At 41.7% G+C, this 16,815-nt stretch carries 17 protein-coding genes; 10 read left to right on the forward strand and 7 right to left on the reverse strand.

The window, feature by feature from the left end:
* Together CDG79_RS33525 and CDG79_RS33530 are read left to right on the forward strand one after the other, a co-directional pair.
* The coding region (locus tag CDG79_RS33525; protein WP_143855652.1) for a sensor histidine kinase at positions 1-619 on the forward strand (619 nt) is incomplete at its 5' end.
* An 87-nt stretch (positions 620-706) separates the two neighbouring features.
* Entirely contained in the window at positions 707-2,446 is a 1,740-nt protein-coding gene (locus CDG79_RS33530; RefSeq protein ID WP_094345980.1) for a sensor histidine kinase, read from the forward strand.
* Here CDG79_RS33530 and CDG79_RS33535 read toward each other — a convergent pair.
* Positions 2,439-2,657, reverse strand: a complete 219-nt coding sequence (locus CDG79_RS33535; RefSeq protein WP_189525221.1) for a hypothetical protein — start codon at positions 2,655-2,657, stop codon at positions 2,439-2,441. The genes CDG79_RS33530 and CDG79_RS33535 overlap by 8 nt on opposite strands.
* Before the next feature lie 323 nt (positions 2,658-2,980).
* Between CDG79_RS33535 and ureE the strand changes: the two genes are divergently transcribed.
* From ureE to ureG, 3 genes are all read left to right on the forward strand, one after another.
* Positions 2,981-3,427: an urease accessory protein UreE gene (gene ureE, locus CDG79_RS33540; protein ID WP_094345970.1), complete on the forward strand. Its 447-nt coding sequence runs from the start codon at positions 2,981-2,983 to the stop codon at positions 3,425-3,427.
* The gene (locus tag CDG79_RS33545) at positions 3,402-4,094 is read left to right on the forward strand and encodes an urease accessory protein UreF (RefSeq protein ID WP_094345971.1); all 693 of its coding nucleotides are present in this window, start codon (positions 3,402-3,404) and stop codon (positions 4,092-4,094) included. The genes ureE and CDG79_RS33545 overlap by 26 nt, the downstream gene beginning before the upstream one ends.
* 117 nt (positions 4,095-4,211) lie before the next feature.
* Positions 4,212-4,808: an urease accessory protein UreG gene (ureG, locus tag CDG79_RS33550; RefSeq protein ID WP_094345972.1), complete on the forward strand. Its 597-nt coding sequence runs from the start codon at positions 4,212-4,214 to the stop codon at positions 4,806-4,808.
* Positions 4,809-4,870: 62 nt separating this feature from the next.
* On the opposite strand, the gene CDG79_RS33555 is transcribed toward ureG, so the two are convergent.
* Positions 4,871-6,736, reverse strand: coding sequence for an ABC transporter ATP-binding protein (locus CDG79_RS33555; RefSeq protein ID WP_094345973.1), 1,866 nt, complete (start codon positions 6,734-6,736; stop codon positions 4,871-4,873).
* A gap of 109 nt (positions 6,737-6,845) precedes the next feature.
* Between CDG79_RS33555 and CDG79_RS43000 the strand changes: the two genes are divergently transcribed.
* Positions 6,846-7,007 (forward strand): hypothetical protein, encoded by a 162-nt coding sequence (locus CDG79_RS43000; RefSeq protein WP_189525222.1) that lies wholly within the window; start codon positions 6,846-6,848, stop codon positions 7,005-7,007.
* A gap of 121 nt (positions 7,008-7,128) precedes the next feature.
* Here the strand turns inward: CDG79_RS43000 and CDG79_RS33560 are convergent, their stop codons facing one another.
* The 3 genes from CDG79_RS33560 to CDG79_RS33570 all read right to left on the reverse strand — a co-directional run bounded on the left by CDG79_RS33560 (position 7,129) and on the right by CDG79_RS33570 (position 11,317).
* Positions 7,129-8,367 carry a calcium-binding protein gene (locus CDG79_RS33560; RefSeq protein ID WP_094345974.1) on the reverse strand — a complete coding sequence of 413 codons (1,239 nt, stop codon included), beginning with the start codon at positions 8,365-8,367 and terminating at the stop codon, positions 7,129-7,131.
* An 847-nt stretch (positions 8,368-9,214) separates the two neighbouring features.
* Complete coding sequence (locus tag CDG79_RS33565) at positions 9,215-9,790, reverse strand: single-stranded DNA-binding protein (RefSeq protein ID WP_094345975.1); 576 nt, start codon at positions 9,788-9,790, stop codon at positions 9,215-9,217.
* Between the two features lie 270 nt (positions 9,791-10,060).
* The gene (locus CDG79_RS33570; protein ID WP_094345976.1) at positions 10,061-11,317 is read right to left on the reverse strand and encodes an FAD-dependent oxidoreductase; all 1,257 of its coding nucleotides are present in this window, start codon (positions 11,315-11,317) and stop codon (positions 10,061-10,063) included.
* Between the two features lie 239 nt (positions 11,318-11,556).
* On the opposite strand from CDG79_RS33570, the gene CDG79_RS33575 reads away from it, so the two are divergent.
* On the forward strand, positions 11,557-12,879 hold the full coding sequence (locus CDG79_RS33575) for an ABC transporter ATP-binding protein (RefSeq protein ID WP_094345977.1): 1,323 nt from the start codon (positions 11,557-11,559) through the stop codon (positions 12,877-12,879).
* A gap of 33 nt (positions 12,880-12,912) precedes the next feature.
* Here the strand turns inward: CDG79_RS33575 and CDG79_RS33580 are convergent, their stop codons facing one another.
* A complete protein-coding gene (locus CDG79_RS33580; RefSeq protein ID WP_094345978.1) occupies positions 12,913-13,143 on the reverse strand; it encodes a DUF433 domain-containing protein in 231 nt (76 codons plus the stop codon).
* 197 nt (positions 13,144-13,340) lie between these two features.
* On the opposite strand from CDG79_RS33580, the gene CDG79_RS33585 reads away from it, so the two are divergent.
* The 3 genes from CDG79_RS33585 to CDG79_RS44345 are packed head-to-tail and all read left to right on the forward strand — an operon-like array spanning position 13,341 to position 16,237.
* Positions 13,341-13,682 carry a hypothetical protein gene (locus CDG79_RS33585; RefSeq protein ID WP_094345979.1) on the forward strand — a complete coding sequence of 114 codons (342 nt, stop codon included), beginning with the start codon at positions 13,341-13,343 and terminating at the stop codon, positions 13,680-13,682.
* Between the two features lie 11 nt (positions 13,683-13,693).
* Complete coding sequence (locus CDG79_RS33590; RefSeq protein ID WP_223278497.1) at positions 13,694-15,787, forward strand: AAA-like domain-containing protein; 2,094 nt, start codon at positions 13,694-13,696, stop codon at positions 15,785-15,787.
* 54 nt (positions 15,788-15,841) lie between these two features.
* A complete protein-coding gene (locus CDG79_RS44345) occupies positions 15,842-16,237 on the forward strand; it encodes a GUN4 domain-containing protein (RefSeq protein WP_442946266.1) in 396 nt (131 codons plus the stop codon).
* Positions 16,238-16,475: 238 nt separating this feature from the next.
* On the opposite strand, the gene CDG79_RS33595 is transcribed toward CDG79_RS44345, so the two are convergent.
* Positions 16,476-16,815, reverse strand: a 340-nt coding sequence (locus CDG79_RS33595) for a hypothetical protein (protein WP_223278498.1), incomplete at its 5' end; no start/stop codon positions are given.

Genomic DNA, 16,815 nt, shown 5'->3' on the forward strand with positions numbered 1-16,815 from the left:
CCCAATCCTCAATCCCCAATCCCCAATCCCAGTATCTCGCTCAATAATCGAGCGGATGATTCAAGGCAACGATCGCCAACTGGCAATGATTAACTCATTGCTAGAAATTAATTCTGGTGAAAAGCCGGGTATGGATCTCAAACCCGAACCTGTGGACTTTAGCATCCTACTGGGAACAATTTTCGCCCAGTTGCAACCCATGCTGACACAAAATCAAGCGACTCTAAAAAACTTGCTTCCCGCCGATTTACCGTTAGTGATGGTAGATGCAAGTCGGTTAGATAAATTTTTGGCACATTTATTAACACATAGCTTGCAAAATAATCCACCAGGATTAAATTTTATTCTGAGTGCCACCATTGAGGGCGGAATGCTTCGCACTCAGATTCAAGATGACGGTGTGGTAATGAGTAAACTAGAGTGCGATCGCCTTTTCGATCTCCATGTCCGCGATCCTCAAGACTGTTGTTCTACAAGCATTGGCTTAAAAATGTATCTTTGTCGCAAATTTATTCAGTCACATGGCGGCGAAATCGGTGTTATTAGTAACCGCAAGCGCGGGTTAACTTTCTGGTTTACATTACCTTTAGCAACTTCATCCACAACAAATCGCCCATAAATCACCAAAAAATGAGAGGGTGTTATTTATAGCAATGTTGAGTAAGGGAAACACCCTCAAGGTATGGGCAAAGTTGCTCGGATGCTAATGGCGACTCAATTTACAACAGTACAAAGGTGGTTGAAACAAACCTTTTCTGCACCAACGAGAGATGAAACCACTACTCTTTACAGAGCTTGGCGTAACCGTTTTCTGTGGCAGAGATTGCGTTTATGGTTATGGCTAGCACTGATTTGTTTATTGTCTTTTACTGTGCGAGACATTTACGGCTTTTTTTTCCCTTTAAAAGAGTTGGAAAGTCTGCCAGAAGTACTTAGAACTCAACGCCTTGTAATCAATATTGCAATGCTCCTAAGTATACTAATATGCTTTGCTTTACATAAAACTAAATTAGGTCGGAATCGTCCAGATTTATTATTTTTGGGGTCTTCTTGGGCGATTAGTCTAGCATCGCAGTTATTTGCCACCCTCAGAGGTTTCGCACTACCCGATCCTGTTGGTTGGTCGCTCCTATTCTTGAGCCAAGCTGTATTAATGCCAGTCTGCTGGATTGTTCACTTGCTGTCTCAAGTGGGTGTGCTAGTTTACTATTTCGGTGTAAACACTGTACTTGGATTAAAGACACCAGTCCCTGAACACCCAGAAATATATAGTGTGACATTCCTTTTATACATTTTTTGGTTTTGTGCTATATGTGACATTGGTGTTTATCTATACGATCGCCTGCAACGTTCTGAATTTTACGCCCGTCAAGAACTGGAATCTGCATATCAAAAACTCAAGCTTGCAGAAAGGAAATATCGCACCATTTTTGAAAACGCTGTTGAAGGTATTTTTCAAAGTAGTCCCAATGGACGTTATATTACAGCAAATCCGGCTTTGGCACGCATTTATGGCTACTCCTTGGCAGAGGAAGTGACAGCAAATTCCACTGATATTGAGCAATTGTACGTCGATCCGAACCGCCGCGCCGAATTTGTACGCCTGATGGAAAAGTATGGCAGCGTTTCCGAGTTTGAATCCCAAATTTATCGCCAAGACGGAAGTATTATCTGGATTTCGGAAAAAGCCTATGCAGTACGCGACGAACATCTGAAACTGCTTTACTACGAAGGTTTAATTGAAGATATTACCCAGCGGAAACAAACTGAAGCAGAACTACGAGTATTTTTCCATGCAGTTTCTCACGACTTACGCAACCCGGTACTAGGTACTTTAATGGTTCTGAGAAACTTGCTTGCACGTCCAGAGGAAAATATTTCAATTTCTCGCTCAATTTTAGAGCGGATGATTCAAAGTAGCGATCGCCAACTGAATTTAATTAATTCGTTGATGGAAGCTCATCTGGGTGAAATTCAAGGTGTGGTTTTACAACGTCAGCCTGTACAATTACTGACAGTTGTGGAAGCTGCGATCGCAGATTTAGAGCCATTGCTAGAGCAAAATCAAGCCCAGCTGACAAACCTGGTGTCCGCAGATTTGCCATTAGTGTATGCAGATCCCACGCAACTATGGCGAGTTTTTTCTAACTTAATTGTCAATGCTCTCAAACATAATGCCCCTGGTTTGCTCTTGACAATTAATGCTACTTGTGAATATGAGATGATTTATTGTACTGTTAGTGATAATGGGGTGGGCATTAGTCAAGAACAAAGCGATCGGCTTTTTGACCTTTACTTTCGGGGTGCAAATATCCGTAATTCTGTAAGTTTGGGATTGGGCTTATATTTATGTAAGCAAATCATCAATGCTCACGGTGGCGAAATTGGCGTGAATAGTGCATTAGATGCAGGGGCAACTTTCTGGTTTACATTACCTATTAGCTAGCACCTAAAGCTTGCAAAGTTGCTAATTGAGCTTCTGTTAACCCTTGAATGTTTTCCAGTTTCATCCCTTCATCCGGACGAGGATCTCTCCAAGTTTGATCGTATTTACCAGTTTGTAAATCCCAGATTTTAATTGTTTCATCTAAACTACCACTAAAAGCAGTCAGTCTGGCAGAAGTTGCGCCTCCAATTGGGACGGAGGTTACTACCAAACTATAAATAAGCTCTGAGTGACGCTCAAAGGGCTTATGATGTCTTCTATATATTGCAAGAGATACTAACGTATTGGGTAGATTTAGATTCTGATACCAAGACGGCTTACATCTATAAGATACTCATAGCGCGTCCACTCATTTTCGGGTAAAACCTCTAAATCGTGAACTGTCCAGCGTACTCCCTCAATGACTTGGTTCATGATTGTCCCCGTTTGGCTTGTTGCTTTTATTTATTTAATTTTATCTTTTCTTCAGGCAAGACAGCTATGGGGTTTAAATTAGAACCATAATGAAAAGCGGAAGTTCAGGCGAAACTCTGTATGCTGACATTTACCCAACTTAAACCACCTAATCAAGATGTCGCAGTCACATTTACTCTGGCGCTAACAGCAGAAGAACGTACCCGCAGCCGTCATCGCTTTGAAACGGAAGATGGTAAAGTTGTGTTTTTACATTTACCCAGAGGAACTGTTTTACACGATGGCGATATTCTACTAGAAGAAACCCATAGCAGTTTAATCAGAATTACTGCCAAACCAGAACTAGTGCTGACTGCCTTTGCCCAAACACCACTTCTATTACTACGTGCAGCATACCATTTGGGAAATCGCCATGTACCTGTAGAAATTACTCCAACTTATTTACGCTTGTCCTCAGATTCGGTTTTACGCCCGATGTTGGAACAACTGGGGTTAGAAGTTAAAGAGGAAATTTTACCGTTTCAGCCAGAATTAGGAGCTTATGGACAACACCATCATGCTCACTGATAGCCATCTTTTGAGTATTTTACAGCTGGCTAGCCCTACTTTGCCTGTGGGAGCATATAGCTATTCTGAAGGTTTGGAAATGCTGGTAGAAAATGGTATTATCACCAATGCTATACATCTCAAAAATTGGTTAAAAGCAGAGTTGCTCTACGGGGCAATTCGCTTAGAAGCGGCGGTGATGGTACGATCGCAGCAATCTGCAAAAATGAACGATCTAAAGTCGCTATGCCGTTGGAATCTTTGGTTATCCGCAGCTAGGGAAACAGAAGAATTACGCGCCTCTAGTTGGCAGATGGGGCGATCGCTCATCCAATTACTTGGTAAACTAGAACCGCAGATTATACCTATTGCCAATGCTATCGGTAATCCTTGCAATTATGCGATCGCTTTTGGTATTGCCGTTGCCCATTGGCAAATCAGCATCAAAGCCGCATTACTCGGATATCTGCATAGTTGGGCAAGTAATTTGATTACTGCTGGCGTGAAACTTATACCCCTCGGACAAACCGCAGGACAGCAGTTATTGCTAGATTTACAACCATTATTTAGCGCTGCGGCATTAGAAATTCTCGCGTTGGAAGATGATGAACTCGCCTGTTGTAGCTGGGGTTTGTCATTAGCGAGTATGCAGCATGAAACACAGTATACAAGGTTGTTTAGGAGTTAGTCAAAATAATTCGTAATTCGTAATTCGTAATTCGTAATTCGTAATTCGTAATGACGCTCGCGGACTCGCTACCGCTACGCTAACGTAATTCGTAATTATTACAAAGGACAAATAAAAATGAATGCATTTCGAGTGGGGGTTGCTGGCCCGGTGGGTTCGGGGAAGACGGCTTTGGTGGATGCTTTGTGTAAGGGGTTGCGCGAGCAGTATCAGATTGCGGTGGTGACTAATGATATTTATACTCAGGAGGATGCTCAGTTTTTAGTGCGTTCTCAGGCATTGGCAAGCGATCGCATTTTGGGTGTAGAAACTGGTGGTTGTCCTCACACTGCTATCCGCGAAGATGCTTCGATGAATTTGGCGGCAATTGAACAGTTAGAGGAACGTTTTCTCGATTTGGATTTAGTGTTTTTGGAAAGTGGTGGCGATAATTTGGCTGCTACCTTTAGTCCAGAATTGGTGGATTTAACAATTTACGTCATCGATGTTGCTGCTGGTGATAAAATTCCCCGCAAAGGTGGGCCCGGTATTACCAAGTCTGATTTGTTGGTGATTAACAAAACAGATTTAGCACCTTATGTTGGTGCAGATTTAAGCGTGATGGAACGAGATGCAAAAAAAATGCGCGGCGATAAACCTTTTATTTTTACTAATTTGAAAACTCAGTCAGGACTTGCAGATGTAATTAAGTTTGTTTGCACAAATATCTGTTGAAAAGAAAATGAGAAGCCCGTGTTCATGTAGGGGCAATTCATGAATTGCCCCTACAATTTTAACTACAAAGCTCGTAGATGACGACTTCGTACCCGTTCAGCACTACCAGTAGGAATTGCAGCAATTAATTTTTGCGTGTATTCCTCTTTGGGTTCCAGGTAGATGCTTTCGGCTGTCCCTTCTTCAACAATTTGACCGCGATTCATGACTAAAATGCGATCGCTCATAAATTTCACTACACTTAAATCGTGAGAAATAAAAATATAAGTAAGCTGAAAGTCTGACTGTAATTCTTTGAGGAGATTTAATACCTGCGCCTGTACTGAAACGTCCAGCGCTGAAACTGATTCATCGCAGATGATAAACTTAGGATTTAACGCCAAAGAACGGGCTATGCAAATCCGTTGGCGTTGACCGCCAGAAAACTGATGCGGATAGCGGTTAATGGCATCTGCACTCAACCCCACCCGTTCTAAAAGTTCGATTACTCGCTGTCGTCGTTGTTGCTTTGTCTTACCAACAGCGTGAATTAACAACGGTTCCATCACCGCATCCCCAACCTTCATTCGGGGATCGAGGGAACTGAAAGGATTTTGGAAGACTATTTGCATTTCTCGCCGCAGTTTTTGCAACGGTTCTCCTTTGAGGCTAGTAATATCTTGTTTCTCAAAGATAATCTGACCACTCATCGGCTCAATTAATCGCAGCAAGGTTCTGCCAAGGGTGGTTTTACCGCAACCAGATTCTCCCACCAAACCTAGTGTTTCCCCTGGTTTGACATTAAAAGAAACGCCATTAACGGCCATATTGTAGCGTTTTGTCCCACCAAACACCCCACGCACTGGAAAACCAACTTTCAAATTACGAATTTGCAGCAGAGGTTCCTTTTCATCCAAGTTTGCCAATCTTGTAGCAATCTCTTCGGTGGTGACTTCTATGGGTTGTGCAGGTTCCTTCGCCTGAATTATTACTTGTCCCGTTGCTGTCTCCTCTGCACTCATGTAGTCAGAAACGGTGAGTAATTTTTGGGGACGGCGGTCAAGTGTGGGGCGACAAGCTATCAAACCTTTAGTATATGGATGCTGGGGTGTGCTGAAAATTTGCCGAGAAGTGCCAGATTCAACAACTTTGCCTTTATACATCACCGCTACTTGGTCAGCAATTTCCGAAATTAGCCCCAAGTCGTGGGTGATGAAAATCATTGCCATATCACGGCTTTGCTGCAATTCTCGCAACAAGTCCAAAATAGTCGCTTGCACCGTCACATCTAAAGCTGTGGTTGGTTCATCGGCAATTAAGATTAATGGGTTGCAAGAAATTGCCATTGCAATCATCACCCGTTGCAGCTGACCCCCAGAAAGTTCATGAGGGTAGCGTTCCAGCATGGCTTCTTTGTGTTGTTTAACCAACTGTGCCAACTTTGCTGGTTCTAGTTTCGATGAAGTTTCGGTATACTGCTGTTGGATCTCCTCATCGCTAGGTAGGAGTTTTACTTCTTGCAGACCTGCGATCGCAATTTGTCGTGATTGGGCTGCTGACACATTTTGATGCCGCATAATCGCTTCTGTTAGCTGAAACCCAATGTTATAAACAGGATTAAGCGAACTCATCGGTTCTTGAAAAATCATGGCGATGTCGCCACCCCGGTGTAGCTGCATTTGCTCAGGAGGCAATTTTACCAAATCGATGGGGTTGCCATTCTCCTGTGGACGAAAGCAGATTTCACCGCCAGTCACTATACCGGGACTTTGCAACAAACCCATCACAGCTAAGGCTGTCACTGATTTACCACTCCCCGATTCTCCTACTATTCCTAGAGTTTCACCTCGATGCAGCCCAAAGGAAATACCATCCAAAGCTCTGACAATATTGCCATCACCGGGAAATTCAACTTGTAAATTGCGAACCTCTAGGACAGTTTCTCTCATAGGAGTTGGGTAATAATCTTAACTTAAAATTATTTGGATTTTAACAATAGTTTTAATCCATTATGTCGTTAAATTTGGTTTTTACACTCCTTGGCATGAGGTGCAGGAGTTGTCCGAGACGGAGGAACGCGATCGCCTGTACCTTGAGCGAAAAGTAGAACTGGCGTTTTTTGAAGCAGGAAAAGCTTTGATGAAACTTCGCTATGGGCTACGCCCCGCCCTAGGCGATCGCAGGTTATACCGTTCCACTCACAAAACGTTTGAGCAGTAAAAATACTCGACTGAGGGAATTAAATCAGTAGAGTATTTTTGTGGAAGTACGATTTCAAGCAATAGCCGCTAAGAGCATCCGTACCAGATCGCTAGACTGTTGACTTTGTGGGTAAGTCGTTCTAAGCATGAGGCACAACACCTCCAAATGCGATCTGCTCAACATTCAAGACGTTGAGGACAAACCCATCGCGTTTAATGGTGTAATTGTCGGAGCTACCGATGATGGTGTAATTAGTTTTGAAGTCAGGCAGAATTAGCTTGTCCCATCCCGAACCGCCATTAATGGTGGCATTACCGTAACCAACATCAAATGTGTCGTTTCCACATCCACCTTTAATTAAGACATTGGCAATATCGCCGCCTTGGTTTGAAACGGGATTACCGTTAGCATCAATTCGACGGGCTTTAAAGTAATCGTTACCGCTTCCGCCATCAATAGTGCCGCCTTGGATACCAATGCTGGTACCATAGCCAGTAAGGGTATCATCTCCAGCCCCTCCACATATAATACCATTAGTATTAAGAAAACCTATGCCTTGATTAATACCAGTACCGATGATGGTATCGTTGCCATCGCCTAAACAGATGATGCCACTGTTAACAATGCCTCTACCACTACCTGCTCCAATCTCCCCAAAAGGCGTACTGCCAGTCCCTGCACCGCCAGTACCAGTGCCAGAGAGGAAGTCGTTTCCCTGTCCTGTACTAATCACGCTACCCTTGCTGTTGTTGATGCCTGTACCACTACTCGCATAGTCTGAATGAGCGGGATCTATATACGCACCACTGCCACTACCGATACCAGTAATAGAATCGTTTCCAAGACCTCCGCTAATCACGCTACCTTCACTGTTATCGATACCTGTAGCATTACCTCCATTTCCGGTTCCAGAGATCGAGTCGTCCCCTTTTCCTCCATCAATGTGGCTATGCTGAGTATTATTGATGCCTATAGAAGTACCTAATTCTGTGTTTCCGTTTCCAGTTCCGAAGATCGAATCCTTTCCATCTCCTCCATAGATGTAGCCGCCCTGAGTGTTAGAGATACCTATACCAGATGCAATACCTCGATACTCAAAACCGCCAGTGCCAGTACCGATAATGGTATCGTCTCCTTTACTTACATTAATGATGCCACTGTTAGCAACGCCTGTGGTTATACCGTCGTTATCGGGGAAATCTATATTGGCACCGGTAGCATTACCCTTGATAGTGTCGTTACCTTCTCTAGTATCAATGACTCCTTTTTTTAGAACCTCAATTCCAATTGCTGGGGATGTGTTATCTTCTTGACCTCTCACTAGATCCGAACCAGAGGTGCCGATGAATGAAGGAGAAGAAACAATTAATCTGGACATAATATTATTTTCCTCAATAGAGTGCGATCGAGTTTTAATCCCTGAAAATATTGTTCGTTCTATTCAGTTTTCTTTCAATCAGAATTATCTAAGTTGAGACTTTCTCTACTCAGGAGTTCACAGAGTTAAAACTAGAAAGTTTTAGATATGACTTGTGCTGTGTAACGAATTATTTATCGCGATCAAAAATTGGGCAAAATTACACCCTTAGAGACTTTTAAAACATCCTCTCAGAGTGTTTAGTAACGAAAAATAATCTGTAATTCGAGACTTGGAAACAAGAAATATTTAGATAATCTGATAAGAATGGAATACAGAAAATTTACTTAAATGTCTATACTTCCATAGACATCTTCGCATAATCTTTATATTTTTGACTAAAAAATGTATATACAAGTACTGAACTTGATGTATTCTTTATATTTTGTTCTCAATGTTTAGTACTTTAATTCCCGTAAGCACTAAATATTAATTTAACGCAATTATGACAAACTTATGACAAAAGTATGACGAAGCCTTTCTATTGAATAAGCTGTTTAAAATCAGGAAATAAAGGAAATTTATCGAAACAGAATATATGCGTCAGTCGTCAGAATTCAGCAATGGGTTAATACAGACAAAAAAATAGCACATCCTAAAGGATGGCTATTGGTAGAAATTGTCTAATCGTAATGTTTGGTTAGGGACTTCCAATTAAAAAAATATCCAATTTTGTAGGGTGCGTTAGCGACAGCGTAACGCACCGCCAGATATCTCGGTGCGTTACGGCTTTCGCCTAACACACCCTCTGTATATTTTATTTTTTGGAAGTCCCTTAGCAAACTGAATACACGCTCAACTACCAACTTTAGAAGGGAATATCATCTGGATCTGGTTCTTCCTCTTTGACTGCTGGATAAGTGGTTCGCTCATAATTTGTCGGTTGGGGTACGGGTTCGTAACTTGTAGCTTGCGGAGTAACGCCAACAGGATTTGCAGCCGGAGTAGGCGCTGGACGTGGTGAATCGTAACTGTTAACCTCTTTCTGTGGAGGACGAGATGCTGAAGGTGTTTGTCGGGGAGTGGTTTCAGTGAATGATGGAGTTACGGTTGCTGAAGGCAATGGATCGGTATTAAAACTACCTCCAACAGGTTGAATTTGTTGTACTGTCAATTCGGCGCGTTTTTCTTTAAAACCTTCTTGACGTTCAACAGTATTCATGCCTAAACGTCCTACCAGGATGACGCGATCGCCTTGGTGGTAATTTTGCTGAATTTCTGTCGCTAAATTCCCCCAGCCGACAACTTTTAGGGTAGCTGGCGGATCTTCTGGTTTCAGGGAATTGGGAAACTGCACCAGCATTTCCGTAACTCCCAATTTATCGGCTGTGTAGCGGAGTTGCGGCTCGTTAATAATTTCCGCCATCAAAACGCAGCTGTTCATTAAAATTACTCCTGACTGCAAAAAGTACTGATTGAAAAAGAGGGATTTTTCTATGTAGTGCCAATTAATATCTAGATATGTTTAATTGTTGGCATTTTTTAATAATGTCTGAGTTTTTAGTTATTTCTAGCATAAAAGCCAAGCGATCGCTTTGAACAGCATTAAGTATGCCGTCCGCCACTTTCGCCTGACTAAATTGAGCATTCAATTCTGCATGAGTAGTATAATTGTACCATCAATTCTAGAAATATCAAAAATTATTGGCAAAAATTAAGTCTTGACGTGAGAGGGAAAAACACCGAAGGCGATCAACCTAGCTGGTAGATCGCGCAAGATGGGGAAGCGCAAAAATGCAGGTGGTACAAAGGTGCTATTTGAGGTCAGAACCGGGGCAAATACCCGTTTTTGGATAAAAGTTTGAAACGCTTGAATGATGCGTGTGGGCAACTCGCGCTGACGTTGTACTTTTGCTAGGTCGCTAAGTTGTACTTTTCGGTTCTTAAGCGGTTTGCTGAGTACATTCGCCGCAACTACAGCATCTTGAATCGCGTAGTTAATGCCAACACCACCCACAGGGGACATTATATGAGCCGCATCACCGATGAGTAACAGTCCTGGATGATACCAGCGTTTGACGCGGCTGGATTCGACCGAGAGAAAAGCTACTTGTGACCAATCATGTAAATTTTCGATGCGTTGCTGGAATTCTGGTACTACTTCCACAACCGATTTTTTTAATTCCTCCAAACCCGCAGCCCGCAGTTGTTGATAGCCTCCCTTGGGGATGACATCGGCAACTTGCCACTCATCGCCACGGTCAAGCATGGCGATGATTTTACCTTGACCAAAGCGCCCCATTCCCCCCTCTGGGTCTTCTGGTTGACGCGGTAGGCGAAACCAAAGGACATCCATTGGCGGCGAGGTTTCGATGGATTCAAACTCACCCAGGTGGCGTAAACGTGAGTGGCGACCGTCTGCACCCACTGTCAGCATTGCCCGAATTTCATGCCAGCCACCGCCTCCCCGATAGCGGACACCTTGAATTACGCCATTTTCGGCAATTAATTCTTGAACATTTGCACCCATTACCAGATGGAAATTAGGATATTTTTGGGCTTCTTGGGTGATAAACTCCAAGAATTTCACCTGGGGAAGCATCGTAATGTAGGGGTAGCGAGTTTTCAGATGGCTAAAATCTGCAAATGTGACAGCATCTTGAGGAGTTTGAATAGTAATTTGGCGCATTTTAGTATGGGGGAGTTCTAGCAAAGCTTTACTAAGTCCCAATTCCTCCATAATTTCCATCACCGACGGATGAATCGTATCGCCGCGAAAATCGCGATCGAAGTCTTTGTGTGCTTCCAGCAGCATCACCGAAATGCCTTGACGCGCTAACAACAGCGCCAATACTGCTCCGGCTGGCCCCCCACCCACAATGCAACAATCTGTAGTTTGTACGTCTACAATCTCATGGACAGGGTTAATACTTGGGTCTTGGGAAAGATTTTTAGGTATATCGGTAGTCATCACAACACCTCTTGATAATTCGTAATTCGTAATGGGCTACGCCCCGCTACGCTAACGTAATTCGTAATTATTTGTTGGCAGTCCTAAAATTTAGGGTAGTTTGCTTTTTATACTGCAAGCTGTTTTTTTAACTTTTCGTATTTAGATAGAACCTGTATTATGATGAGCGCTAAACTATCATTTGTCACTTGTCCCTTTTTCAATCCAATTCCCAATTCCCAATTCCCAAATAATTAATTGTGTCCCAAGTTATTTTAGAAAACGTTTATAAAAGTTTTTCCGCGCGGAAAGGGGAAGGTGTAAGTTCACAAACCCAATCTTCCCTCATGTCTGAGGATAAAACTGATGTAGCGCCAGAACGGGCGGGAAGTGTTAATGTCTTGCGACGGATTAACCTGACGATCGCAGATGGCGAATTTATGGTGCTGGTAGGCCCTTCTGGTTGTGGTAAAAGCACTCTGCTGAGATTAATCGCTGGTTTAGAAACGATGACTGGCGGTAATATCTGGGTAGGCGATCGCTTGATCAATGACCTACCACCCAAGGAACGCGACATCGCAATGGTGTTTCAAAATTACGCCCTTTATCCTCACATGACGGTGTATGACAACATCGCCTTTGGGTTACGCCGTAGGGGAAGCAGGGGAGCAGAGGAGCAGGGGAGCAGAGGAGAAAATACTCCCTCATCTCCATATCTTCGGACGTGGGCGGAAAATCTTTTTGTGGGGGCGACAAGAAAGTTACCTAAAGGATTGCGCTACACTTCTGACAAAGAACGGGCGGTGGATGAGCAGGTGCGTAGTGTTGCTCAACTGTTACAAATTGAAACATTGCTGAATCGCTTACCCAAACAGCTATCTGGGGGACAAAGACAACGGGTTGCATTGGGACGAGCGATCGCGCGTGACCCGCAAGTATTCTTAATGGATGAGCCGCTTTCTAACTTAGATGCCAAACTGCGGGCGGAAACCCGCGCCCAAATTGTCAAATTGCAGCGCCAACTGGGAACAACGACAATTTATGTTACCCACGATCAAACCGAAGCGATGACAATGGGCGATCGCATTGCGATTATGTCTGAGGGTAAAATTCAGCAAGTTGCTTCTCCCTTAGAACTCTACAACCGTCCTGCCAACCTTTTTGTAGCAGAGTTCATTGGTTCGCCACCGATGAATTTTATTCCTGTAGAATTTCATGCCCCGCAGTTGATTACTCATTCACAGTTGCGTTTCACCCTTCCAGAAGTTTGGGCAAAAGCCCTACAAAAATATGATGGGAAAACTTTAATTTTAGGCATTCGCCCAGAACACTTAAACTTGAGTATGCCTGCTACCAAAAATCTACCAGTGCAAGTGGATTTAGTGGAGAATCTTGGCAATGATTCCTTTCTCGCTGTTAAGATTGCCGAACCTGGTTCTCAACCTGCTACTACAGCAAAATCTCTACAAGTGCGAATTCCACCAGACCGATTTGTCCAACCTGGTGAGCAACTTTGGTTATCTCTAACTCCAGAGAAAATTCACTTTTTTGATCCAGAAACCGAGTTGGCGATATTTCCCTAAGACTATCCGCGCCTAATTGGTAAATCAAAATTTTCATGCACTTCTGAGAGGAACTTCAATCTCTTCAGCCCGCCATGCAGCGTAGGCAAGGGACTCATAGATGTCAGCTTCTTCGAGGTAGGGATATGCTTTGAGAATGTCGCTATTACTGTGTCCAGATGCCATTAAGCCGACGATAGTACCAACGGTAATACGCATTCCCCGAATGCAGGGTTTGCCGCCCATAACTTCAGGATTGCGAGTAATTCTGGTGAGATTTTGCATAATTTTTGTAGAATGGGAGTAAGGTTATGGGATTGAGAAACCAAAAATGGCTGTCTCAATCTTTTTTATTATTGAACTTTTACCACCTTCCAGGCTAACTGATTGCTAATCTTCACTTAAGGATAATTGTAGCGATTGTTTTAAAAGTCAAGCGTAGGCGTAGCCCGTCCTAAACATCGCTTTGTTTGTGGAGATTTATGAAAGCGATGCCTACGGCGGGCTACGCCTACGCACCTGTGTACTTGATCCCGGTGCGACAAAGTTTGAAGTACCTCAACACGACTTTTGAGTACCTCAACACGACTTTTGAGTACCTCAACACGACTTTTGAGTACCTCAACACAACTTTTGAGTACCTCAACACGACTTTTGAGTACCTCAACACGACTTTTGAGTACCCCAACACGACTTTTGAGTACCCCAACACGACTTTTGAGTACCTCAACACGACTTTTGAGTACCTCAACACGACTTTTGAGTACCCCAACACGACTTTGAAGTACTTCAAGACGATTTCTAGGTATAATTTAAACTATTAGCCATATAAAGTATGACTATAAATTTGCCTCCCCAAGATTATCAATATCAATTTGGTGGTAGTCTTCCTGCTAATGCACCTACCTACGTCACACGCCAAGCTGATGCAGATTTGTATCAGGCTGTGAAAGCTGGAGAGTTTTGTTTTGTCCTCAACTCTCGACAAATGGGTAAATCCAGTTTGCGTGTCCGCACAATGCAAAGGTTACAGCGTGAAGGAATTGCTTGTGTATCTATTGATTTAACCGCAATTGGCACATCAGGGCTAAAGTCTGAACAATGGTATTCTGGGATTATTGATACTATTGCTGGTTCTGAAAGTTTAAACTTAGGTGAGCAGTTTGATATAGATGAGTTATGGGAAGAAAATTCCCGATTTTCTGATGTGCAGATTTTTGGTAAATTTATTGACAAATTACTCAAATTAATTTCCACACAGATTGTTATTTTTATAGATGAAATTGATAGTGTTCTCAGTTTAAACTTTCCCGTTGATGATTTTTTTGCTTTAATTCGAGCTTTCTTTAATCAAAGAGTTGATAATCCTGAATATCAACGCATTACTTTTGTGCTTTTGGGAGTAGCTACCCCATCTGAGTTAATTCAAGATAAAAAGCGTACTCCTTTTAATATTGGCAAAGGAATTGAATTAACCGGATTTGAATTTGCAGAAGCTTTACCTTTAATCAACGGATTCTCTGGACAAACTAGCAACCCGGAAACTGTACTCAAAGCGATTTTAAACTGGACTGGAGGACAGCCATTTTTGACTCAGAAACTCTGTGAATTTGTCCGTAAATCTAAAACTCTAATTACCCCAGGTGAGGAAGATGCTTTTGTAGAGAATTTAGTCACAAGCCGAGTGATTGAGAATTGGGAGTCTCAAGATGAACCGGAACATTTTAGAACGATTCGGGATAGAATTTTAAAAAGAGATGAACAGAAAGCAGCATACTTGTTAGATTTATATCAACAAGTATGGCACTCAGGCGGAATTGATATTGATAGTAGTATTGAACAAAGTGATTTACAGTTAGCGGGAATCGTTGTTAAAAAAGATAGTAAATTAAAAGTTTATAACCTAATTTATCAAACAATTTTTAATAATTTATGGATTGAAAAAACTTTATGTAGTTTGCGTCCTTATGCAGAGAATTATCGTCAGTGGATATTATCAAAAAAAGAGGATGAGTCTCGTTTATTGCGGGGTCAAGCTTTAGTAGAAGCAGATAATTGGGCAAAAGGTAAAAGTTTAAGTTTTCAAGATGAAGAATTTTTAGCAGCTAGTCACACACTACAGGTAAAATTAGAAGGAGAAAGGAAAGAAAAGGAAGCCGCAGAAAGAGCTAGAAAAACAATGAGTTTTGGAGCGGTGGTTTTATCTGTGACTTTAGGGATTACAGGTTTGTTAGGTATAGGTGCATTTATCGAGTTGCAAACTGCTCACAAAAACACAAAAGAACTCAACCAATCTATTGATAAAATTAGAAACCTTTCAGCAGTGGCTTCTAAACTGCAACAAAAGGGAAAAACAAACGAAGCCAATCAGTTTTTAAATATTGCAGGTTTGGTTTTGCAGAAGAAAATTAATAATTCTCAGCTAAAAGAGGCTTTATTAAATAGTTCGCTGGTTTTAGGGTATCAATATCTAGCTGATGCTGAAAACGAGCCAAATCAAAAAAAAGATTTAGATTTAGAAAAGGCTGAAATAAATTTTACTAAAAGCCTGGAAGAATTATCAATAATAGAAAATAAAATTGATAAAACTCCCGATAATTTAGCTACTTTAGTTTATATTAACTACGTTAAAGGTAAATTAGAGGAACGCTCAAATCAATCTAAGGCTTTAGCAGATTATAAGAAAGCATTTGATTCTATCAGTAGACTTAAACTGAGATTTAAGTCTCATCTTGATTTATTTACCTTAGACCTAAATATTCTCTACAATGGCAATGCTGATATTGTAGCTTTGCTTTATCGTAAACTAAAAAAACTGGATAGCTCAAATCCAGTTTATGCTGAATCTTTAAAGGAACATTTATTAAATGAATTAGACTATTTAATGCAGCAGCAAAGATGGAGGGAAGCAGATTCAAAGAATTGGTAGTTTATTCTCTATTCGGCAGGAAAGAAAGAACAATCCTACTTAGATTTAATTGATATCAAAAACTTTAATTGTAAAGATTTAAAACAACTAGATACACTTTGGGTCAAGAACTCAAATGGGTATTTTGGTTATAGTGTTCAGAAAAAAATATATTTGGCTAGTGGAAATTCTCTCGATTTTGATTGGGAGAAGGGAGAATGGAAAAATAGGAACGAGAAAGGGTACAATGATTTTACAAAAAGTGTGGGATGGAAAGGAAAGGATGGGGAGTGGAGAAGATATGAGGAATTACCCATGAACCTGAAGGAGGAAACATATGGTGGTATGAGAGGGAGAAGTTCGTATGGAGAACTCCCGTTTTATTACGTTTATATTGTAAGGGATAAGAGTGGGAGTGGTTGGGTGTTTACTCCTCTCTTCTTGCAGAGACTTGTAAATTGTAGCAGATAAGGCTTTCAGAGAATTGTAAAGATTTATTCCTGGGAGATTTTCCACGCAATAATAAGGCTTTGGGAGATTCGATACCTGGCACTAGGCTATGCACAACCCAAAGAAAAAAATAAACAACATAAAGGGAATTGAGAAGAGCTAATTTAGAGTCGCTGATATTACCAGTAAGTAGCAAATTCCTCTAAAAAAGACATCAAAGAGTGATAAATAGAGACACTGCTCCTATCTTCATCTCAAATCATTGATTGTGATTTCTAAAAATCATCCCTGCAACTTGCGGATTGTAACAATTAGCAAAAATAAATTTCTCAGCCACATCAACAATTTCTGGATTACTTGCCTCCCAAGTGTCCCAAGGCAATTGCATCTGTCCTGGTGATGCTTTTTTGCCTTTGCCTTTAATTACTTTAGGTAAAAATTGATTACCCCAAAAATAGCGTTTTTCTGTTTTCGCTTTTGGTTTGTACTTTTTACAAAAACCCCGATATTTAGCAGCACATTCATTCAAAGTTTTTCCCAGTGTTAAAAAAGCCGGATGCCAAGTTGTTAAACCGGTTTTACCCCACCCTAACCCTCCC

Origin of the sequence: Nostoc sp. 'Peltigera membranacea cyanobiont' 232 (genome assembly GCF_002245985.1) — a bacterium.
Lineage (GTDB): Bacteria > Cyanobacteriota > Cyanobacteriia > Cyanobacteriales > Nostocaceae > Nostoc.